The 17,885-nt window shown below is 69.0% G+C and carries 18 protein-coding genes; 8 read left to right on the forward strand and 10 right to left on the reverse strand.

All coding sequences use genetic code 11. The features are described from left to right. Position 1: 1 nt before the first annotated feature. From NMLP_RS00230 to cobN, 3 genes are read right to left on the reverse strand one after another with little or no spacing between them, the layout of a single operon-like run. Complete coding sequence (locus NMLP_RS00230; RefSeq protein WP_015408106.1) at positions 2–745, reverse strand: cobalt-precorrin-7 (C(5))-methyltransferase; 744 nt, start codon at positions 743–745, stop codon at positions 2–4. After that, positions 742–1,455: a precorrin-8X methylmutase gene (locus tag NMLP_RS00235; protein ID WP_015408107.1), complete on the reverse strand. Its 714-nt coding sequence runs from the start codon at positions 1,453–1,455 to the stop codon at positions 742–744. Before NMLP_RS00235 ends, NMLP_RS00230 begins: the two co-directional genes overlap by 4 nt. After that, complete coding sequence (cobN, locus tag NMLP_RS00240) at positions 1,445–5,323, reverse strand: cobaltochelatase subunit CobN (RefSeq protein WP_015408108.1); 3,879 nt, start codon at positions 5,321–5,323, stop codon at positions 1,445–1,447. The genes NMLP_RS00235 and cobN overlap by 11 nt, the downstream gene beginning before the upstream one ends. A gap of 34 nt (positions 5,324–5,357) precedes the next feature. Here cobN and NMLP_RS00245 point away from each other — a divergent pair, with 34 nt between their 5' ends. The 6 genes from NMLP_RS00245 (at position 5,358) to NMLP_RS00270 (ending at position 10,894) form a co-directional block, all read left to right on the forward strand. Further along, positions 5,358–7,487 carry an ATP-binding protein gene (locus tag NMLP_RS00245; RefSeq protein WP_015408109.1) on the forward strand — a complete coding sequence of 710 codons (2,130 nt, stop codon included), beginning with the start codon at positions 5,358–5,360 and terminating at the stop codon, positions 7,485–7,487. Between the two features lie 71 nt (positions 7,488–7,558). Beyond that, on the forward strand, positions 7,559–7,744 hold the full coding sequence (locus tag NMLP_RS00250) for a CbtB domain-containing protein (protein ID WP_015408110.1): 186 nt from the start codon (positions 7,559–7,561) through the stop codon (positions 7,742–7,744). A 3-nt stretch (positions 7,745–7,747) separates the two neighbouring features. Next, a complete protein-coding gene (locus tag NMLP_RS00255) occupies positions 7,748–8,470 on the forward strand; it encodes a CbtA family protein (RefSeq protein WP_015408111.1) in 723 nt (240 codons plus the stop codon). Between the two features lie 39 nt (positions 8,471–8,509). After that, the gene (locus NMLP_RS00260) at positions 8,510–8,830 is read left to right on the forward strand and encodes a (2Fe-2S) ferredoxin domain-containing protein (RefSeq protein ID WP_015408112.1); all 321 of its coding nucleotides are present in this window, start codon (positions 8,510–8,512) and stop codon (positions 8,828–8,830) included. An 86-nt stretch (positions 8,831–8,916) separates the two neighbouring features. Then, positions 8,917–9,378, forward strand: a complete 462-nt coding sequence (locus tag NMLP_RS00265; RefSeq protein WP_015408113.1) for a hypothetical protein — start codon at positions 8,917–8,919, stop codon at positions 9,376–9,378. A gap of 73 nt (positions 9,379–9,451) precedes the next feature. Continuing rightward, on the forward strand, positions 9,452–10,894 hold the full coding sequence (locus NMLP_RS00270) for an RNA-splicing ligase RtcB (protein ID WP_015408114.1): 1,443 nt from the start codon (positions 9,452–9,454) through the stop codon (positions 10,892–10,894). 17 nt (positions 10,895–10,911) lie between these two features. Here NMLP_RS00270 and NMLP_RS00275 read toward each other — a convergent pair whose 3' ends face one another. The 7 genes from NMLP_RS00275 to NMLP_RS00305 form a co-directional block, all read right to left on the reverse strand. Then, complete coding sequence (locus tag NMLP_RS00275; protein ID WP_015408115.1) at positions 10,912–12,018, reverse strand: pyridoxal phosphate-dependent aminotransferase; 1,107 nt, start codon at positions 12,016–12,018, stop codon at positions 10,912–10,914. A 51-nt stretch (positions 12,019–12,069) separates the two neighbouring features. Then, the gene (locus tag NMLP_RS00280; protein WP_015408116.1) at positions 12,070–12,801 is read right to left on the reverse strand and encodes a GNAT family N-acetyltransferase; all 732 of its coding nucleotides are present in this window, start codon (positions 12,799–12,801) and stop codon (positions 12,070–12,072) included. A gap of 56 nt (positions 12,802–12,857) precedes the next feature. After that, the gene (locus tag NMLP_RS00285; protein WP_015408117.1) at positions 12,858–13,886 is read right to left on the reverse strand and encodes a radical SAM protein; all 1,029 of its coding nucleotides are present in this window, start codon (positions 13,884–13,886) and stop codon (positions 12,858–12,860) included. Positions 13,887–13,964: 78 nt separating this feature from the next. Further along, positions 13,965–14,402: a DUF302 domain-containing protein gene (locus NMLP_RS00290; protein ID WP_015408118.1), complete on the reverse strand. Its 438-nt coding sequence runs from the start codon at positions 14,400–14,402 to the stop codon at positions 13,965–13,967. A gap of 148 nt (positions 14,403–14,550) precedes the next feature. Then, complete coding sequence (locus NMLP_RS00295; protein ID WP_015408119.1) at positions 14,551–14,943, reverse strand: DUF5611 family protein; 393 nt, start codon at positions 14,941–14,943, stop codon at positions 14,551–14,553. 25 nt (positions 14,944–14,968) lie between these two features. Continuing rightward, on the reverse strand, positions 14,969–15,778 hold the full coding sequence (locus NMLP_RS00300; protein ID WP_015408120.1) for a DUF7093 family protein: 810 nt from the start codon (positions 15,776–15,778) through the stop codon (positions 14,969–14,971). 61 nt (positions 15,779–15,839) lie between these two features. Next, on the reverse strand, positions 15,840–16,046 hold the full coding sequence (locus NMLP_RS00305; protein ID WP_015408121.1) for a DUF7470 family protein: 207 nt from the start codon (positions 16,044–16,046) through the stop codon (positions 15,840–15,842). 93 nt (positions 16,047–16,139) lie between these two features. Between NMLP_RS00305 and NMLP_RS00310 the strand changes: the two genes are divergently transcribed. Then, positions 16,140–16,880 (forward strand): 4-phosphopantoate--beta-alanine ligase, encoded by a 741-nt coding sequence (locus tag NMLP_RS00310; protein ID WP_015408122.1) that lies wholly within the window; start codon positions 16,140–16,142, stop codon positions 16,878–16,880. A gap of 75 nt (positions 16,881–16,955) precedes the next feature. Continuing rightward, the gene (locus NMLP_RS00315; RefSeq protein ID WP_015408123.1) at positions 16,956–17,879 is read left to right on the forward strand and encodes a DUF7139 domain-containing protein; all 924 of its coding nucleotides are present in this window, start codon (positions 16,956–16,958) and stop codon (positions 17,877–17,879) included. The last annotated feature ends 6 nt before the right edge of the window (positions 17,880–17,885 follow it).

The raw sequence follows: 17,885 nt of genomic DNA on the forward strand, positions 1-17,885 counted from the left end.
GCTACCGCCGGACGACGAACACCGACAGATCAGAAAAGGCCGTCTCCTCCCGGGAGTCGACGTCGGCGGCCAGCTCCGACAGCGACGTGTGCGTGATCGCTTCGTCGTCGTGGGTCAGCCGCTCGCAGACGAGCGCCTCGTGGTCCGACGCGCCCGCCCCGAGCAGCCGGGCCGCAATCCGCTCGGGCATCCAATCGAACGGCCGGGGGAGAACGAGCAGGTGCCGGTCGCCGACGTCGCGTTCGAGCCGTTCGAGGTCGGCCTCGATCGGACCGCTCTTGTGGAGGGTGACGAACGTCGTCTCCTCCATCGGCGTCCGCGCCCGCGAGGCGGCGATCTGCAGCGATGAAATCCCGGGAATCACCTCGACGGGCGCGTCGACGGCCGACTCGACCTTGCCGACGAACTGGTAGCCGGAGTGGTTCGGATCGCCCATCAGCACCGCCGTCCCACGTTCGCCACCGGCGACGCGGTCTCCGAACTCGGCGAGGACCTCGGGCTCGTCGTCGTAGCCGCAGGTCAACGCGTCGCCGGTGATCTCGCTCTCGACGAACTCGACGACGGTCCCGAAGCCGACGACGACGTCGGCATCGCGGATGGCCCGCACACCCCGCGGGGTGAGATACTCGGGGTCCCCGGGGCCGATCCCGACGGCGCACACCGGATCGGTGTCGGATGCGGCGGCTTCCGGGCGTTCGGCCGCGAACGCCCCCGGATCGTCCGGGAACTCGACGCCGTCCGTCATCGCTTCACCTCCACGTCGCCCTCGCGCGCGTCGCTCGCGACGTGGACCAACTCGTTCGTCAGCCCGGCGGCGAGGCCACTGCCGCCGCGGCGGCCGACGTTCGTGATCGCCGGTACGCCGTGTTCGGCGCAGACCTCCCGGATCCGCTCTCGGCTCTCGGCAGCCTTGACGAAGCCGACCGGCGTGGCCACGACGACGGCCGGGCGGGTCCCCTGTTCGATGCAGTCGGCGAGCGAGAGCGCCGCCGTGGGGGCGTTGCCGATCGTCGCAATCGCGCCGTCGTAGACGCCCTCGCGGTCGAGTTCGAGCACCGACGCGGCGGTCCGCGTCATCCCGGTCTCGGCGGCCAACTCCGCGCCGTTCCCGATCGCCTTCCGGACCGGGCAGTCGTGGCCCCGCCCCGTGATGCCCGCTTTGACCATCGTGATGTCCGTGACGATCGGGCGCTCCTCGAGGACGGCCCGAGCGCCGACCCGCACCGGTTCGGACTCGTCCGCGCCGGTGAACCGCATCAGGTACTGGAACTCCGAGTCGCCGGTCGCGTGGACGGACTTCGCGCGGATCCGGTCGGCGAGCGTCTCCTGGGGAACCAACTCGTGGACCCGATCCATGCTGGTCTCGGCGATCTCCATCGCGTTCGACGTCGTCGCCCCGAGGTCGGCGTACGCCTCGAAGTCGTCCCCGTCGTCGTCCGCTCGCTCAGTCGTCATCGCCGGTCACCCCCCCGACCACGTCCGGGTTGGACGAACGCTCCTCTATGTCACCGTCGACCCGGAGGTTGAGGTCGGTCAACCGCTCTTCGGTCTCGTCGTCGGCGTCCCAGAGGCCGCGTTCGATCGCCTCCAGTAGGGTGTCCGTGATCGACTCGAGCGCCCAGGGGTTCACATCGCGCATCCACTCCTGTCGGTCCTCGTCGAAGGCGTACTTCTCGGCGACGGCCTCCCAGAGGGTGTCGCTGACGACGCCGGTCGTCGCGTCCCAGCCCAGCGTCACGTCGACAGTCTGTGAGAGATCGCCCGCGCCCTTGTAGCCGTGTTCCTCCATGGAGTCGAGCCACTCGGGGTTCAATACGCGGGCGCGCATCGCCTTCCGGACTTTTTCTTCGTTGGTGTACACCGAGACGTTGTCAGGGTCCGAGGAGTCGCCGACGTAGGAGGCCGGCTCTTCACCGGAGACCTCCGCGACGGCGGTGATGAAACCGCCGTGGAAGGCGTACCAATCGGAGGAGTCGAACTCGTCCTGTTCCATCGTGTCCTCGATCTTGACGGTCGCGTCGACGCTGCCGAGCCGCCGACGGAAGGCGTCGTGATCCTCGCTCACCCGCCCTCGGGAGCCGAGCGCGTAGCCACCCCACTGGACGTACACCTCCGCCAGATCGGAGCGATCCTCCCAGTTGCCCTCGTCGACGGCCTTGTTCGTGCCCGCGCCGTAGCCGCCCGGTCGGGTGGTAAAGACCCGCGGCATCGCGGCATCGCGTGCCGCCTCGGGCTCTAGCCCCTCGGCTTTCAGTTCCTCTGTCTCCTCCTCGACGTGTTTCTTGACGTAGTTCATCTCGTGTGGTTCATCGAGGTCGACGACCGCCTCGACCGCGTCGTGGACGACCCCTGCCGCCTGCGGGAAGGCGTCCCGGAACAGCCCAGAGACGCGGGTCGTCGCGTCGATCCGCGGGCGACCCAACTCCCCGAGGGCGATCGGCTCGACGTCGTCGATCCGGCCCGCGTCGGTCCAGACCGGTTCGACGCCCATCAGCGCGAGCACCTGCGCGATCGTCTCCCCGCGCGTGCGAACCGTCGGGGTTCCCCAGGCGACGACGCCGATCTCCTCGGGGTACTCCCCCGCCTCGCTGTGGTGGCGTTCGAGCGTCCCCTCCGCGACCTCCCGGCCGACCGCCCAGGCCGACTTCGCGGGGATCTTCCGGGGGTCGAGCGTGTAGAAGTTCCGTCCCGTCGGCAGCAAGTCGACGCCACCGCGGGTGGGCGCACCGGAGCCACCCGGCGGGACGTACTCGCCGTTCAACGCGTCCGCCGTCCGCGGTATCTCCGTTTCGGCCCCGCGAACGCGGGGGGCGGCCTCCTCACAGATGTACGCGAGCGCCGCCCGTAGGTCGTCGTGGGCGCCCCCCTGTACCCGGGCGTCGCCGAGTGCGTCGACGTCAACGACCATGAGGTTCATCGTCGTCTCGTCGCCGGGACCGGCGTCGGGTTCGGCTTCGGGCACGTCGAAGTCGTGACCGGCGAGTGTCTCGACCAACTCGACGCTCAGTTCGTGGACTTCGTCGGCGGCTTGTGAGTACGTCATCCCAAGCGTCTCGTCGTACTCGCCGGGCGAGTCGAGCATCGTCCCGTAGTCGATGCCGAGCACGCCCGCGACCGACTCCCGCAGCGACGGTGCGCCGGGGTTCTCGAGCCGCGTCAGCGCGATCAGGTACTCGACGAGGCGATCGTCCTCCGGCGGTTCGCCAAGCGTGTGCAGGCCCATCCGGATCTGGGTCGTCTTCACGTCCGTCAGGTAGGCGTGGACGCGCTCTACGAGCTCGTCGATCGGCACGTCGTCGCCGGAGACCTCGCCGTCCGCGAGCGTCGTCCCCGCTTCCTCGGGACCGCGGACGTCGGCCCGCTCGTCGATGCTCCCTTCGATCCCCAACTCGACGGCGAGGTCCAACTCGTCGATCGCCTCCCGGAGGAGCTGTTCGACCGCCTCGCCGGCCTCGCTGCCGGCCTCGCGGTACTGGTCGGCGAGTTCCTCCAGCTCCGCGAGGTCGTCGTAGGTGCCAGCCTCGGCCATCGGCGGCGTGAGGTAGTCGACGACGGCGGCGTACGACCGGCGCTTGGCCTGCGTCCCCTCGCCGGGGTTGTTGACGATGTAGGGGTAGACGTTCGGCAGGTCCGCCACGAGCGCGTCCGGCGCGCTCTCGGCGTCGAGGCCGACGGTCTTGCCGGGCAACCACTCCAGGGAGCCGTGCGTGCCGAGGTGGACGACCGCGTCGGCGGCGAACTCCTCGCGGAGCCATTTATAAAAGGCGTAGTAGTCGTGGGGCGGCTGGAGGTCGGAGTCGTGATACACCTTCGAGGGATCCATCCCGAACCCGCGGGGCGGCTGGACCGTCACGAGGACGTTGCCGAACGCCGCGCCGGGGATCGCGAAAGGGCGCTCGGGGGGGTCGCCCCACTCCTCGAGCACGTTCTCGCGGAACCCGGCGTCGGCCTCAGTCCACCACTCGGCGTACTGCTCGGTGGAAACGACGTCGACGGAGAGGTCGCGAACGTCCTCGGGGGCGACCCACCGGTCGTCCAGCGTCAACTGCGAGGTGAGCGTCCCGATCAGTTCCTCGCCCGAATCCGGGAACCGACCGCCGAGGTCGTAGTCCCGCGTCCGCAGTTCCGACAGCAGGTTCACCGTCGACTCGGGCGAGTCGAGGCCGAAAGCGGTGCCGATGCCGTCGTCGCTCGGCGGGTAGTTGTGCAGCACGACCGCCACGTTCTTCTCGTCGTTCGGGGTGTAGCGCAACTCGGCCCAGTTGACCGCCAGCGAGGCGGCGTGTTCGATCCGGTCTTCGATCGGGAAGTGCTGTTTCGGCGCGGAACCGATGCCGGCCTCGTCGTCGGTGCGTTCTTTCCCGGAGATCGGATGGGTGATGACGTTGCCGTCGAACTCCGGCAGCGCGACCGAAAGGGCGAGTTCGAAGCCCATCACGCCCGTATCGCTGGCGTCGTACCGCGACCGCGAGCGCATCGTTGTCACTGTCTGGATCACCGGGACGCCGAGCCGCTTCAGGAACACCGTCTCGGCGTCGCCGCCCTCGTCGTTCGCGTCGCGGCCCCGCTCGGCCATCGACAGCGAGAACATGAACGACGAGCAGACCGCGTCGACGAGCGATTCGCCCGCCTCGTTCGTGAGCCAGTTGTCGACGACCCACTCGGCATCCTCTTGCTCCTCGGAGTCGGTGACGGGGTTACAAAACACCGGCAGCGCGTTCGCCCCTTCGGCCTCGATGGCTCGAACCAACGCGTCGACGTAGCGGGTGTTCTCGTGGGTCCAGTGGGACTCGTAGAACCAGACGGCGACGGTCGGCCGGCCGTCGTCGAGGGCCGCGTAGAGCTCTTCGACGGACGCGCCCGGATGATCGGGGTGATACACCCCTTCGGTTGGCAGCGCAACGGGATCGTCGTACTCGGGGCTCTCCGGCGTGAACCGGTCGGTCAGATACCGGACGCAGTTCGCCAGGTTGGCGCTGCCGCCGCGCTCGAGGTACGCCGAGACAGTCTCCCGGACGCTTCCGGGGACGGTCGTGTCCTCGACGGCGAAGGCGTCGCCGGTCGCCTTGACGACGACCGGAATCCCGGCCTCGTAGCAGCGATCGAGCGCGCGATCGTAGCCGGGCATGCTGTCCTGGTCGCCGTGAAGCCACAGGACGACGACGTCACAGCCGGCCAGTTCCTCACAGAACGCCTCGACGGCCTCCGGCTCGTCGAGGTCGCTCTCGGATCGAGCGACGAGGTCGGCGTCGACCTCGCCGGCGGCGCGGGCGAGCGCGCCCAATTCGTTTTCGGTCGCGGTGTAGAGTCCGACGGTTGCCATAAGTTTGATAAACTCCGTTTGTGTTAAAACAACTGTGTTTGATCTCGCCGACGATAAAAGCGTTTCCACGCCGTTCGGGGCGGTGGTGGGCCAACGCCAATTGAAGCAGGCACTTCTGTGTGTCACCGCCGACGACGGCCTCGACGGCCTGCTCGTGACCGGCGAGAAGGGGACCGCCAAATCGACGCTCGTCCGCGGTCTCGCGGGACTGCTGCCCGACCAACGCGCTATCGCGGACTGCCCGTACGGCTGTCCGCCCGACGACCGGAGCCGGCAGTGTCGCGACTGTCGCGACCGGGCGACGGTTCCCGTCGAGACGCGGGCCGTGCCGCTCGTCACCCTCCCGCTCGGCGCGAGCCGGGACCGCGTCGTGGGGACGCTTTCGGTCTCGGACGCCCTGTCGGGGGAGGCGACGTTCGAGCCCGGGCTGCTAGCGCGGGCCAACCGCGGACTGCTGTACGTCGACGAGGTGAACCTCCTCGACGACCACCTCGTCGACGTGTTGCTCGATGCGGCCGCCTCGGGAGTCAACCGGGTCGAGCGCGACGGCGTCAGCCGGACCCATCCCGCCGAGTTCACGCTCGTCGGGACGATGAATCCCGAGGAGGGCGACCTCCGGCCGCAACTGCGGGACCGCTTTGCGCTCTCTGTCGAGGTCGAGGGCGAACGCGACGTCTCCGACCGGGTCGCCATCATCGACGACGACCTCCGCGACGGCCGGCCCGAGGAGGCCGACGACGACACCGACGCCCACCGCCGGCGGTTGCGGCGCGCCCGCGAGACGATCGAGTCGGTCGCGCTGACGGACGAACAAAAGCGGGAGATCGCCGAACTCTGTCTCGAGGCCGGCGTCGACGGCCACCGCGCCGACATCGCGACCGCCCGGGCCGCGCGGGCGCTCGCCGCCCTCGACGGTCGGCCGACGGTCGTACGAGACGACATCCGGACGGCGGCGTCGTTCGCGCTCGGCCACCGGATGCGCTCGACGCCCTTCGAGGACGCCCCGGACGCCGACGACGTGATCGACGACCACCTCGAGGACGAGGGCGAAAACGAACAGGAGGGCGGCGACGCCGAGTCGTCCGAGGACGATGCCGGGGACGGCTCGGAGGCGGAGGGACCCGGGGACGGCGACGGGGAGGCCACAGCGGGCAGCGACGGCGGCGGTGACGACGCCGCGGACGGCGACGAGTCCGAGAGTCGAGACGGCGACGGATCCGACTCCGAGAGGGGTCCCGATGACGGCGACACGCCCGGCGACCACGACGGGAGCGACCGGACGCCGACCGAGGCCGGGTCGGAGCCCTCCGAAGAGGACGACGGGAGCGCGGACGGCCCCGACGGGGACGACGCCGACACGGACGAGGCGGAGCCGGCGACGCCGCTCGTCCCCGGCCAGTCGGTCGATCCGGCGGAGGGGGCCGCCGCGCCCGACGTCGACGCGCCCGAAACGGACCGGGGAGACGGCTCCGGGCGCGCCGAGTCGACGCCGTCGACCCGAAACGAGGGGGTCAGCGTCCGGACGGAGCGGGCCGACGCCGGCGGCGGCATCGACGCCGCCGCGTCGGTCCGGGCCGCCGCGACCCGGGGCCGCGACCGCGTCGAATCGCGGGACCTCCGGCGGTCGGTTCGCTCGGGGGCCGGCGAGGCGCTCGTCGTCTTCGCCGTCGACGCGAGCGCCTCGATGCGCCCCGCGATGGCGGCGACGAAGGGCGTCACGCTCGAACTGTTAGAGGACGCCTACACCGAACGCGACAGCGTGTCGGTCGTCGCGTTCGCGGGCGAGGACGCGGAGGTGTTGCTCCCGCCGACCGATTCCGTCACGCTCGCGGCGCGACACCTCAAGGAGCTGCCGACCGGTGACCGGACGCCACTGCCGGCCGGGCTCCGGACGACCGCGGAAGTGATCGACCGGGTCGACCCCGAGGCCGCCGTCGCCGTCGTCGTCTCGGACGGCCGGGCCAACGCCGCCGCGAACCCGACCGCGGACACCCGGGCGGCCGCCGAGGCGCTCGCGGCGACCGGCACCCGGGTGGTCTGCGTCGAGGCGGGCGACGAGCGCGGCCTGCTGGCCGACGTCGCCTCGGCGACCGGCGGCACGCTGTTGGATCTCGACGCCCTGACCGCCGACCGTGTCGAGCGCGAACTCGCGGACTCGCGGTAGGGGCGACTCCCAGAGGTCCGGGACCGACCCAAAGTTTTACAACCTCAGTTGTAGAAAGCCAAATATAATTTATGAGCACGAACGAAACCGTCGGGGACCGACTCGACGTCGTCCGAACCGAACTGACAGCCACACAGATCGCCGCGGGACTCGCCTTCGGCACCGCGATCGTCTTTGCGCTCATGTTCGTCCAGGAACCGCTCGTCCACGAGTCGATGCACAACTTCCGCCACGCCGCCGGCATCACCTGCCACTGACGGATGATCGCCGACTACCTTCGACGCGGCGTCGCCGCGGGGGGTGTCGCCGGGATCGGCTATGGGCTATACATGGCGCTCGTCGGCAACCCTCTCAGCGCGTACGTCGAACACGCGGCCCACGACCACACTCACGGCGGCGGCGGACCCGTCTCGGAGGCGACGACAGCCGCCGTCAGCGCCGGCAGCGGGCTGTTGTGGGCGATCCTGCTCGGCGGTGTCTTCGCTGTTGCGCTGTACCTCCTCGAACCGGCACTGCCGGGGTCGGCAACCGCCCGATCGTACGTTCTCGCCGGAGCCGGGTTCCTGACAGTCTCCGGTGTCCCGTGGCTGGCGCTGCCGCCCGCCGCGCCCGGGGCGATCCATCAGTACCCGATCGGCGCCAGGATGCGAGCCTACGTCGGATTGATGTTCCTCGGCGCGATCACAGCCGCGGCGGCCGTCCTCGCGTACAAGCGGGCGGGCAGACGCCACGTCGGTCTCGGGGTCGTCGCCGGCGCGGTGCCCGTCCTGCTCGTCGCCGTGGTCCTCGCCGTCGCCGCGCCGACGGTGACGACGTACCCCGACCACCCCGCCGACCTCGTCGCCGCCTATCAGGGGTTGGCGGTCCTGACGCAGGCCGGAATCTGGGTCCTCGTCGCCGGGGCGTTCAACGCGCTGTCCCGCCGGAGACCGGGAGCCGAAAACGAATCGACCCACGCGAGCGACGAGGCGCTCGTCGGGTGAGACGGAGATGAACCGACGGATACCCCGGAGTGCTCGCCCGTGAAACGACGCACCGAGAAACAGACGACCCGGCTGGCCGCGCACGTCTTCGTCTGCGTGAACGACCGCGACTCCGAGTACGCCTGCTGTGCTGACGCCGGCGGCGAGGAGACCGCCACCGCCGTCAAGGAGTGGCTGCGGGATCGAGACGCCTTCTGGTCGCCGGTCGGCGTCTCGACGACGGACTGTCTCGGCCTCTGTAGCGAGGCCGGCACCGCGATCACGATCCAACCGCGCGACGAGTGGTTTGCCGAGGTTCGCCCCGAAGACGTCGACGACCTCCTGAGCGAGGCGTTCGGCCCGGACGCCGACCGGGTCTGACGGCGAGCGCCTCGGCCGACGGGGGCGGTGGACCGGCGTTTCGCCGGTTCCAGACGACTCTTTCGCCCCGGCCTCGAAGGGGACATATGGACCTCGATCGGTTCGCGGCCGACACGCCCGACGACGACGCGCCCGGGGCGGGGCGCGTCTGTGTCGTCGCGACGCAACCGGCGACGTTCGAGCGGTGTCGGGACGGATTCTACCCCGCGCCGCGGTCCTACGACCGGACCCGAGCCGACTTCGAGTATCTCGCCTTCTATCGAACCGCGCCGGTCTCCGCGATCACCCACTACGCACGGGTGCGGGACCGAACCGAACAGGTTCGGGGCGACCCGGGGCCGATGGCCGCTGACGACTGGGCGGCGCTCATCGACCCGTTCTCCGAGGAACGCGTGGTCGTCGTGTTCGGGTTCGACTCGCTCGTGCCCCTCGACGCGCCCGTCGACAACGACGGCCACGGCGTCCGGGGAGCGTGGTACTGCACGGTCGAGGACCTCCGTCGCTCCGGGACGCTCTCGGCGCTTTCCGAGCGCGCGGAGACGTCGTGAGGAACGCACGCCGGGTGGTCCGCCTTCGGGCCGCACCCGCGGCCTTAACTATCGGTGCGCGCAACCCGAGACAGTGATCGAACTCGAAGGAACCCACACGACGGCACGGGTGTTGACCGACGACGAGGGGCTCGTCGAGGGGAACGTCCTCGACCAACTCGAGGACCTCGTCGACCACCCTGCGTTCACCGAGCCGATCCGGATGATGCCCGACGCCCACGTCGGTGCGGGGGCGCCGGTCGGCTTTACGATGCCGCTGGGCGATCGGATCGTCCCGAACATCGTCGGTGTCGACGTCGGCTGTGGGATGGCGGCGTTCGAACTCGGCGACGAGTTGCCGCTCTCGGACGCCGACCGCGAGGCGGCGGTTCGAAACGCCGTTCCGATGGGACGGTCCGTCCACGCCTACGACGACGCGCCGCACCTCGTGAACGAGTTCCCCTTCGAGCGCGCTACCCGCGTCTTCGAGCGTTTCGACGACGCCCACGCGGCGCGGTTCGGCGAACGGATCGACCCCGGATTCGACTTCGATGGCTACGACAGTACGTACTTCAATTCGCTCTGTGGGCGCGTCCTCGCCGACCAACGACAGGGGATGGGGCACGTCATCAAAAGCGCCGGCACGCTCGGCGGCGGCAACCACTTCGTCGAGTTCGCCCGCTCGCGGGCCAGCGGGCGCTACTGGCTCGTCGTCCACAGCGGGTCGCGGTACCTCGGCAAATCGGTCGCGGAGTTCTGGCAGGGCCGGGCCAGCGACTACCGCTCCGCGGACCGGATCCGCGAGGCTATCCCCGACTCGGACTACGAGTTCCTGAAGTTCGACCCCGAGGCCGTCGGCGACCGCGAACTCCACGCCTGGGTCACCGGCGGCATGGGCGAGTCCCACCTCCGAAAAAAGGCGATCCGGGCGGCCTTCGACGGGAGCGAGATCGAACGGGCCTTCGAGCGCCTCTCGCGGCCGACGGCCGACGTCGAGACCCGGAGCGACGACCTCGATTACCTCGAGGGACGGGAGGCTCACGGCTACTACGTCGACATGCTGTTCGCCCAGCAGTACGCCCGCTGGAACCGAACGCTGATCGGCGAGGCGATCTGTTCGGCGCTCGGCGTCGAGCCGATCGACTCGTTTCAGTCGATCCACAACTACATCGACTTCCGAGACTTGACTGTCCGCAAGGGTGCGACGCCGGCCAGGGAAGGCCAGCGGGTCGTCGTCCCGTTGAACATGGCCGAGGGGTCGATCATCGCGTCGGGGCGGGGCAACGACGCCTACCACCGGAGCGCCCCCCACGGTGCCGGCCGGACGATGAGCCGCGGGGAGGCCTTCGAGACGGTCGAGATGGCGGAGTTCGAGACCGCGATGGCAGGCGTCTACTCCGAGTCGGTCGTCGACGGCGTCCGCGACGAGGCCCCGATGGCGTACAAACCCGCCGACGCCATCGCCGACGCGCTCGAACCGACCGCGGCGATCACCGATCGGCTCGATCCCGTCCACAACCTCAAAAGCGTCGAGTGAACTGAAATCGGAGGCGGTCAGCTGAAGTACGTCGCGAGGCGCTCGGCGGCCTCGGCCGCCCGCGGCGTCACCACGGCGAACCGGAACCACGACGCCCGCGAGTCGCCGAAGGCGTCCCCCGGCATCCCGGCGACGCCGGCCTCGTCGATCAACTGTTCGGCGTTCTCGAGCGTCCCCGGGTAGCCCTCGAAGCGCGCCATCACGTAGAACCCTCCCTGTGGGCGAGTGTACGCCGCACCCGCGTCGTCGAGGGCGTCACAGAACGTCGCGATCCGGTCGCCGAGGCGGTCGCGGTTGTGCTCGTAGTACGACTCCGGCGTCGCCTCTATGGCGTCGAGCACGGCTCGCTGGGCCGGCCGCGATCCGGCGACGTTGACGAGCATGTGTCGGGTCCGCACCGCGTCGGCGAGCCGCTCGGGGAAGATCCCGTAGCCGACCCGAAACCCCGTGATCGCCATCGACTTCGAGAACGCGTTCGTGACGACGACGCTCTCCGAGTCGACGGCGAGGGCGCTCCCGAATGCCCCCTCGTCGTAGACGAATCGCTCGTACACCTCGTCGGATATCAACAGCGCGTCGTGTTCGTCGGCGACGGCGGCGAGCTCGCGCTTCAACGCCTCGCCGTAGACGGCTCCCGTCGGGTTGTTCGGCGAGTTGACGACGATGGCGGCGGTGTCCTCGCCCGCCGCCCGCCGGACCGCCGCGGGAGCGAGCGTCCCGTCGGGTTCGACCGGGACGAACTGGGGGGTGCCGCCGAGCATCCGGGTCCGCTTGTGGTAGTACGGGTACACCGGATCGGCCATGACGATCTCCCCGCCGGACCCGGTTTCGAGCGCGGTCGCCATCGCCAGGTAGTTCGCCTCGGCCGTGCCGTTGGTGATGACGACGCGCTCCGTGCCGACGTCGTGGCGCTCGGCGAGGGTCGCCCGGAGGTCATATAGCCCCTCGCTGGGCGGGTACTGGAACGTCTCGACCGACCCTTCGGCGTACCGCTGTAGCCCGCTCCGGATCGCTTCGGGCGGTTCCCAGTCGGGGTTCCCCGAGACCATGTCGACGACGTCGCGGTCGGCGTCGGCCGCGTACTCCATCATGTGAAAGAAAGGCGGCCGCTCGTAGTCGTCCATACGCCGGATTCGGCGGGGTCCCACGTCGGTCTGTCGCTTCGGAAGGACTGCTCAAAACGTGTACGCGAGCATGACCTCGTCGACGTAGTCGTCGCCGATCGTGTAGTGGTCCTTCCTGACGCCCTCCGTCTCCCAGCCCCGGTTTTCCAAGAAATCGAGCGCCTCGTCGTTCGTGGTCGGAACGCTGTTGTACACCTTCCGGTAGCCGTTGGCCTCGGCCCACTCCAGCGCCCGCTCGACGAGTCGGCTCCCGACGCCGCGCCCCTGGAACGCCTCCTGGACGCCGACCGTCAGTTGGGCCGTGCTCTTGAGTTTGTCCAGTTGGGGCAGATCGAGGTGGGACCACCCGACGACGTCGCCCTCGACTGTTGCGACAAAAAAGACGCGCGATTCAGCGGTGTTGTGACGGTTGACCGCGTCCTCGTACAGGAGTTGCTCGGCGATCGACTCGGCGACGATGTAGGTGTCCTCGGCGGTCACGTCCCGGATCGTGTCGATCAATCCCTCGAAATCGGACTGCCTCGCCGGGCGGACGACGTACTCGAAGCCGTCACTCGAGTACGCCTCGACGGAGCCGACCTCCAAGGCGACCCGCAGCGTCCCGCCGTCGTCCTCGAGGTACCCGCGATCCTTCAGCTGCTTGAGTGCGTCCTGGAACGTCTCGGGCGGCAACGAGGTCACCGTTCGCACCCGGTGGCGAGCCGCCGTTCCGTGTCGCTCGACGTAGCGGTAGATCTCCTCGCCGGCCTCGGTTTCGAACGTGGGCCGCTCGGACGTCTCCATGTGGACTCCCACGCCCACAGGCCCCTTATAGGTTGGCGCGTGTTGACACGGTACGTTCAGTCGTCGGCCGTGGCCCGATCGCTTCCGGTCCCGTTCGACAGCGGCGTCCGCTCGACGACCGTCCCGTCGTAGGTCGGGTACTGCTCGACGATCTCGCCCTTTTGAACGTCGCCCTCCTCGACCATCTCCTCTAGGAGCCACCACGCCAACTCGACGTGCTCGGACTTGACGGCGTAGAACTCCTCGGGGACGCCGAGTTCGCGGAGTCGGGCTTCACTCGTCCAGGCTTTCCCGTAGACGAGGGTGCCGTCGTCGGTGGTCTCGTCGAACGCCCGGCCCACGGTCTCGGCCATCCGCTTGAGCCGCGAGCGGTGCTGGGCGGCGTCCTTGAACACGCTCGTACAGAAATACACCTTCTCGTGGTCGCCCATCTCTTCGAGGATGTCGTGAGAGCCCTCGACGGCGCTCATGTGGTCTTCTTTCAGTTCGAAGCCCGCCTCCTGCATCCGACGGTAGTTGCCGTCGGACATCTCGAACTCGTTGATGTTACAGAACTCGGCCGCGCCCTCGTCGAGGAACTCCAGGAACTCGGGTTCGGCACGGATACCGGGGATCTCGAAGGCGGGGGTGAGTCCCTCCTCGCGGGCGACGTGGAGGATCTCCTCCCACTCGGTGCCGTGTAGCTCGCCCCACTGCTCCAGCGGGGGGTGAAACCGGATCTCGTCGAGGCCGGCCTCCGACAGTCGCCGCATGTTCTCGCGGCCGCCCGTAATTCCGGTGTAGAGGTGGGTGTGGTGGTCCTCGCCGAACTCCTCTTTCAGGAGCCGCAGGTACCGACAGGTCCGCTCCATCGCCTCCTGTGGTTCGCCGCCGGTGATCGAGGTGCCGAGGGCGTCCATCCGCTTGGCCGCCTCGATGACGTCTGCGTCGCTCTCGACGGGCCGCTCGTTGGCGTACACCTGCGTGACGTTCTTTCGGTTCTCGCCGAGCGGGCAATAGAAACAGTCACGCTGGTCGCAGTAGCCGTAGACGAAAAGCACCATCTTTCCCCCCTTGGCACACTGCTCGCAGCCCTTCGATATCATTCGTTGCCCACGTTTGAGCGCCGAGGCTCAAAAGTCGTGCGTTCCGCCGATCCCGGGATCGGGCTACGCCGGCGTCCCTCAGAGTTCCTCGAAGAACGTCTCGACGAACTCACCGGTGTCCTCGACGATCGACGCCCAGACGTCGTTCTCGGGCGCGATCCCGACGAGGCGGGCGATCTTCATAATCGAGACGTGATACACTCGCTGGAGGCCGGGCTCCTCCTGCCAGATCACGAAGTTGCAGGGAAACAGCGCACCCTGCTTGAGCGTCTCGTCGAGCGCCCGGTCGGCCATATCGGGGTTGCACGCGCCGAGCACGTAGTAGGGATCGCGGTCGGCGTCGACCTTCTCGTTGAGCAACTCCGAGGGCGAAAACTCCACGGGGACGCCGAACCCGGCCGCCTCGGCCGTCTCCCGGACGTGTTCGATCGCCGCCTCGTGGGCCATCTCCAGGGTGGCCTCCTTCTCACCGATGTCTGTGGGGTCGATCTCCGCCGGGTCGAACGCGAGTGTCATACCCGATGGTGGTTCCCGGAGCGCAAAACCATTGGGGCCTCGGGGCGTCCCGACCGGGCACCCGCCCCGATGTCCGGGTCGCACCGACCGCGTGCAGTTGCCGTCCCGATGTCGCGGTCGGCGTCGAGACCGACCGGGGTGGCGTCCGTTATACGTTGTCGGGCGTCTCGGCGTCGTCCTCGACGGCGCGTTTCATCGACTCGCGGCGGGATTTCGCGTCGCGGCCGGTACACTCCAACAGAAAGTCGTTTTTGGCGTCGTTGGCGTCGCCCGCCGAATCCACGTCGCCGGTCTCCATCAGCGACTCGAGGTCGCGCTCCTCGAAGTGGACGGCGAGTTTGTCCTTCTTTCCGGAGTACGACACTGCGCCCGCGACGATCCGGGTGAACACCGGATTGTCCGGGTCGCCGACGACGTACAGGTCGCTGTCGTTGAACTCCTCGGTGCCGGTGATCGGTCCGAAGTATTCCTCGACGGTCGCCTCCAGGTCGGGGACGCGCTCCTCTAAATACTCCCCGCGTCGCATCTTGTACTCTTCCATACCGGGGGTATCGGAATCCGGGGGTTTACTGGTTTCGTTCGGCCTCCAGCCACGCGCCACAGTCCGGGCAGGGATCGCCGGCCCGATACCCCGAGTCGGCCTCGACCCGGAACGAACAGTCGGGACAGGCAATCGCCCCCTCCGGTACCGTGATCCCCGACAGCGACTCCTCCCCGGGGGGCGGCGTCTCCGCCGGACCCTCGGCGCCGACGCTGTCGGCGGCGTCCGCGTTCGCGCTCGTGCCTGCGTTCGTGCCCCCGGCGCCTCCGGGCCACTCGCCGGGTTTTCGCTCGGCCGGGTCCACGTCTTCGCCGCCGTCGCCGTCGTCGGTTAGAATCTCGGCGTCCTCCGCATCCGGATCCGGGGGTCCCCCGGAGTCGGTGTTCTCGCCTACGTCTGCGTCCGCGTTCGGGTCGGGCGCTGTGGACGACGCCGTCGGTCCGTCGGTCCCGAACTCGTCCGACGCCGCGGTTCCGGGCGGGGTCGCATCGATCCCTCCCTCGTCCGGGTCCGCCTTTCCCTCCGCCGCACCGACGCCGCTGCGTTCGACCGCGCTGGCGATGCCGCTGTCGGCGTCCGACCCGTTCGAGTCCGCACCCGCCTCTCGCTCCCTCCCGTCCGACTCGGACCCCGATTCGGCCTCGAGGCCGACGTCCGAGGCGTCGACGACGGCTGCGACCTCCGTGCTCTCGGAGACGACGCGTTCCGTACCGCAGCGGCGACAGCGTTCGACCTCCCGCTCGGTAGTGATCACCTCGCTGCCCTGTTCTTCGCGCTCGCGCTCTACCCCGGCGTCCTCGAACGTGTGGCCGAGGAGCGAACATTGGAGTCCCATTATCGACACGTGACCGTGACGAATGTATAAAACTTGAGTCCCGCCTCCACGGGTTCGAGCTCTAGAGGTCCTCGTAGCTCATCCCCATCGATTCCAGGAACGAGCCGACGAGGCCGTACGCGACCAGCCCGGCACCGACGGCGACGGCGGCCGCGCCGACGGCGATCCGGCGGTTCTGTCGCCCGACGACGACGAGACCGAGACAGGCGAGCGCGGCCCCGGCGAGGCCGGTGTCCCCGAGCGTCTCCCGCAGTTCGTCCGTGTCCATACCCGCGAGTTCCGGCGACGAAAAATAAAACCGGACGGTTCGGTTCGGGGAGCGAGCGGGAGCCTTTTGATCCGCGGTCCCCCATCGGAATGTATGACCGCCCCGGAGATCCCGGAATCACACCCCAGATACGAGTCGCTTCTGACGCGGCACCGCATCGAGGCGGGTGTCGACCGCGGTCTCACCTCCCGACAGGGACTCATCGCCCAGGGCCGCGGCGAGGCGTTCGACTACCTGCTCGGCGAGGAGACGATCCCGAGCGCCGACGACGCCGAACGCGCCGCGGCCGCCCACTTGCTCCGTGCCGACCACGCCGTCCTCTCGGTCAACGGCAACGTCGCCGCGCTCGCCCCCGAGGAAACCGTTGCGCTGGCGGCGGCGACCGGGGCCGACATCGAGGTCAACCTGTTCAACCGAACCGACGAGCGGATCGAACGGATCGTCGAACACCTCAACGCACACGGCGCCGAGGGGGTCAAGGGGACGACGGCCGACGGCCGCATTCCCGGCCTCGATCACGAGCGCGCGAAGGTCGACGCGGACGGAATCGGGTCGGCGGACGTCGTGTTGGTGCCTCTGGAGGACGGCGACCGCGCCGAGGCGCTCGCCGCGATGGGGAAGACGGAACTCGTCGTCGACCTCAACCCGATGTCCCGATCGGCGCGGTCGGCGGCGGTCCCGATAATCGACAATCTGATCCGGGCGGTGCCGAACATGACTGACCACGCGAGGGAGTTGGCCGACGCCGACGAGTCGACGCTCTCGTCGATCGTCGACTCCTTTGACCGCGAGGCGGCTCTCGCGGCCGCCGAGGAACGGATCCGGGCGCCGTAGGCTCCGTCCCCCGTCGATATTCCGTCTTGCGGGCGTCTGACATAGTGTTTTGTGGGTCGGGAAAGTAGATCCGGTATGGCTAGCCTCACGGAGGTCTACAGGGGAGGCGGCGGGGCCGGCCTCCGGCGGCTGTACGCCGGTGTCGTGCTCTTCGGGATCGGAGCGGTACTCGTCACCGCCGGTCTCGTCGTCGCCTCGACCGACCTGGGCGCGTCCCTCGGGCTCGATCAGTTCGGCGCGCGCGAGTTGGCCGGCGTGTTGGGCGGTCTCGGGCTTCCGGCAGTCCTCTTCGGGACGATGGTCGCGCTCCCGCGGGCGTCGCGGCGGCTCCGGGCCACCGCCGCCGTCGGCGCGCTCGTCTGTCTCGTCGGTGTCGGGATGTTCGCCCGCTGGTACCCGATCGACTGGGTCGGCGGCTCCGGCGACACGACGATGACGCTCGTCGTTTCGGCGACGTACTTCGTCGGCGCGATCGTTACCAGTTGGTGTCTGTTCTCCGCCGCCGCCAACTTCAAAGCGCGCAACGACCCCGGCGGGACGGTCTCGCTGGAGATCACCAAAGGGGGCGAAACGCGAGTCGTCGAGGTCTCGAACGACGAACTCCGGGGAAAACTCGGCGGGATCGGGGTGCTCGGCGCGACGCCCGACGGCGATACGAAAACCCAGACGAACCGCTCCGTTCCGAACGGGGGATCGACCGCGTCTCGACCCGGTACCGGCACCGGGACCGAACGCGGCTCGGGCGTCGCGGCGGCGAACTCGACCGACGGAGGCGTCGACAGCGAGTCCTCGATCCGCGAGCCCGGCTTTTCCGACGACGCCGAACTCCTCGACGATGGGGACGGATCGGTCGAACCGATCAGCGACCGGTACTGCGGCAACTGTGCGTACTTTCGGTACGTCAGAACCGAGGAGGGGCTGGTACCGTACTGCGGGCGCCACAGCGAGACGATGACGAACATGGACGCCTGCGAGGAGTGGTCGCCGAACACCAACTGAGCCGGC

The organism is Natronomonas moolapensis 8.8.11 (assembly GCF_000591055.1).
Taxonomy (GTDB): domain Archaea; phylum Halobacteriota; class Halobacteria; order Halobacteriales; family Haloarculaceae; genus Natronomonas; species Natronomonas moolapensis.

Excerpts from the sequence above, each read along its gene's own strand:
- NMLP_RS00295 (WP_015408119.1), bottom strand. The coding sequence starts at position 14,943 with ATGGAAGAGTACAAGATGCGACGCGGGGAGTATTTAGAGGAGCGCGTC.
- NMLP_RS00310 (WP_015408122.1), top strand. The coding sequence starts at position 16,140 with ATGACCGCCCCGGAGATCCCGGAATCACACCCCAGATACGAGTCGCTT.
- cobN (WP_015408108.1), bottom strand. The coding sequence starts at position 5,323 with ATGGCAACCGTCGGACTCTACACCGCGACCGAAAACGAATTGGGCGCG.
- NMLP_RS00315 (WP_015408123.1), top strand. The coding sequence starts at position 16,956 with ATGGCTAGCCTCACGGAGGTCTACAGGGGAGGCGGCGGGGCCGGCCTC.
- NMLP_RS00280 (WP_015408116.1), bottom strand. The coding sequence starts at position 12,801 with ATGGAGACGTCCGAGCGGCCCACGTTCGAAACCGAGGCCGGCGAGGAG.
- NMLP_RS00290 (WP_015408118.1), bottom strand. The coding sequence starts at position 14,402 with ATGACACTCGCGTTCGACCCGGCGGAGATCGACCCCACAGACATCGGT.
- NMLP_RS00255 (WP_015408111.1), top strand. The coding sequence starts at position 7,748 with ATGATCGCCGACTACCTTCGACGCGGCGTCGCCGCGGGGGGTGTCGCC.
- NMLP_RS00265 (WP_015408113.1), top strand. The coding sequence starts at position 8,917 with ATGGACCTCGATCGGTTCGCGGCCGACACGCCCGACGACGACGCGCCC.
- NMLP_RS00300 (WP_015408120.1), bottom strand. The coding sequence starts at position 15,778 with ATGGGACTCCAATGTTCGCTCCTCGGCCACACGTTCGAGGACGCCGGG.
- NMLP_RS00285 (WP_015408117.1), bottom strand. The coding sequence starts at position 13,886 with ATGATATCGAAGGGCTGCGAGCAGTGTGCCAAGGGGGGAAAGATGGTG.
- NMLP_RS00305 (WP_015408121.1), bottom strand. The coding sequence starts at position 16,046 with ATGGACACGGACGAACTGCGGGAGACGCTCGGGGACACCGGCCTCGCC.
- NMLP_RS00275 (WP_015408115.1), bottom strand. The coding sequence starts at position 12,018 with ATGGACGACTACGAGCGGCCGCCTTTCTTTCACATGATGGAGTACGCG.
- NMLP_RS00230 (WP_015408106.1), bottom strand. The coding sequence starts at position 745 with ATGACGGACGGCGTCGAGTTCCCGGACGATCCGGGGGCGTTCGCGGCC.
- NMLP_RS00250 (WP_015408110.1), top strand. The coding sequence starts at position 7,559 with ATGAGCACGAACGAAACCGTCGGGGACCGACTCGACGTCGTCCGAACC.
- NMLP_RS00235 (WP_015408107.1), bottom strand. The coding sequence starts at position 1,455 with ATGACGACTGAGCGAGCGGACGACGACGGGGACGACTTCGAGGCGTAC.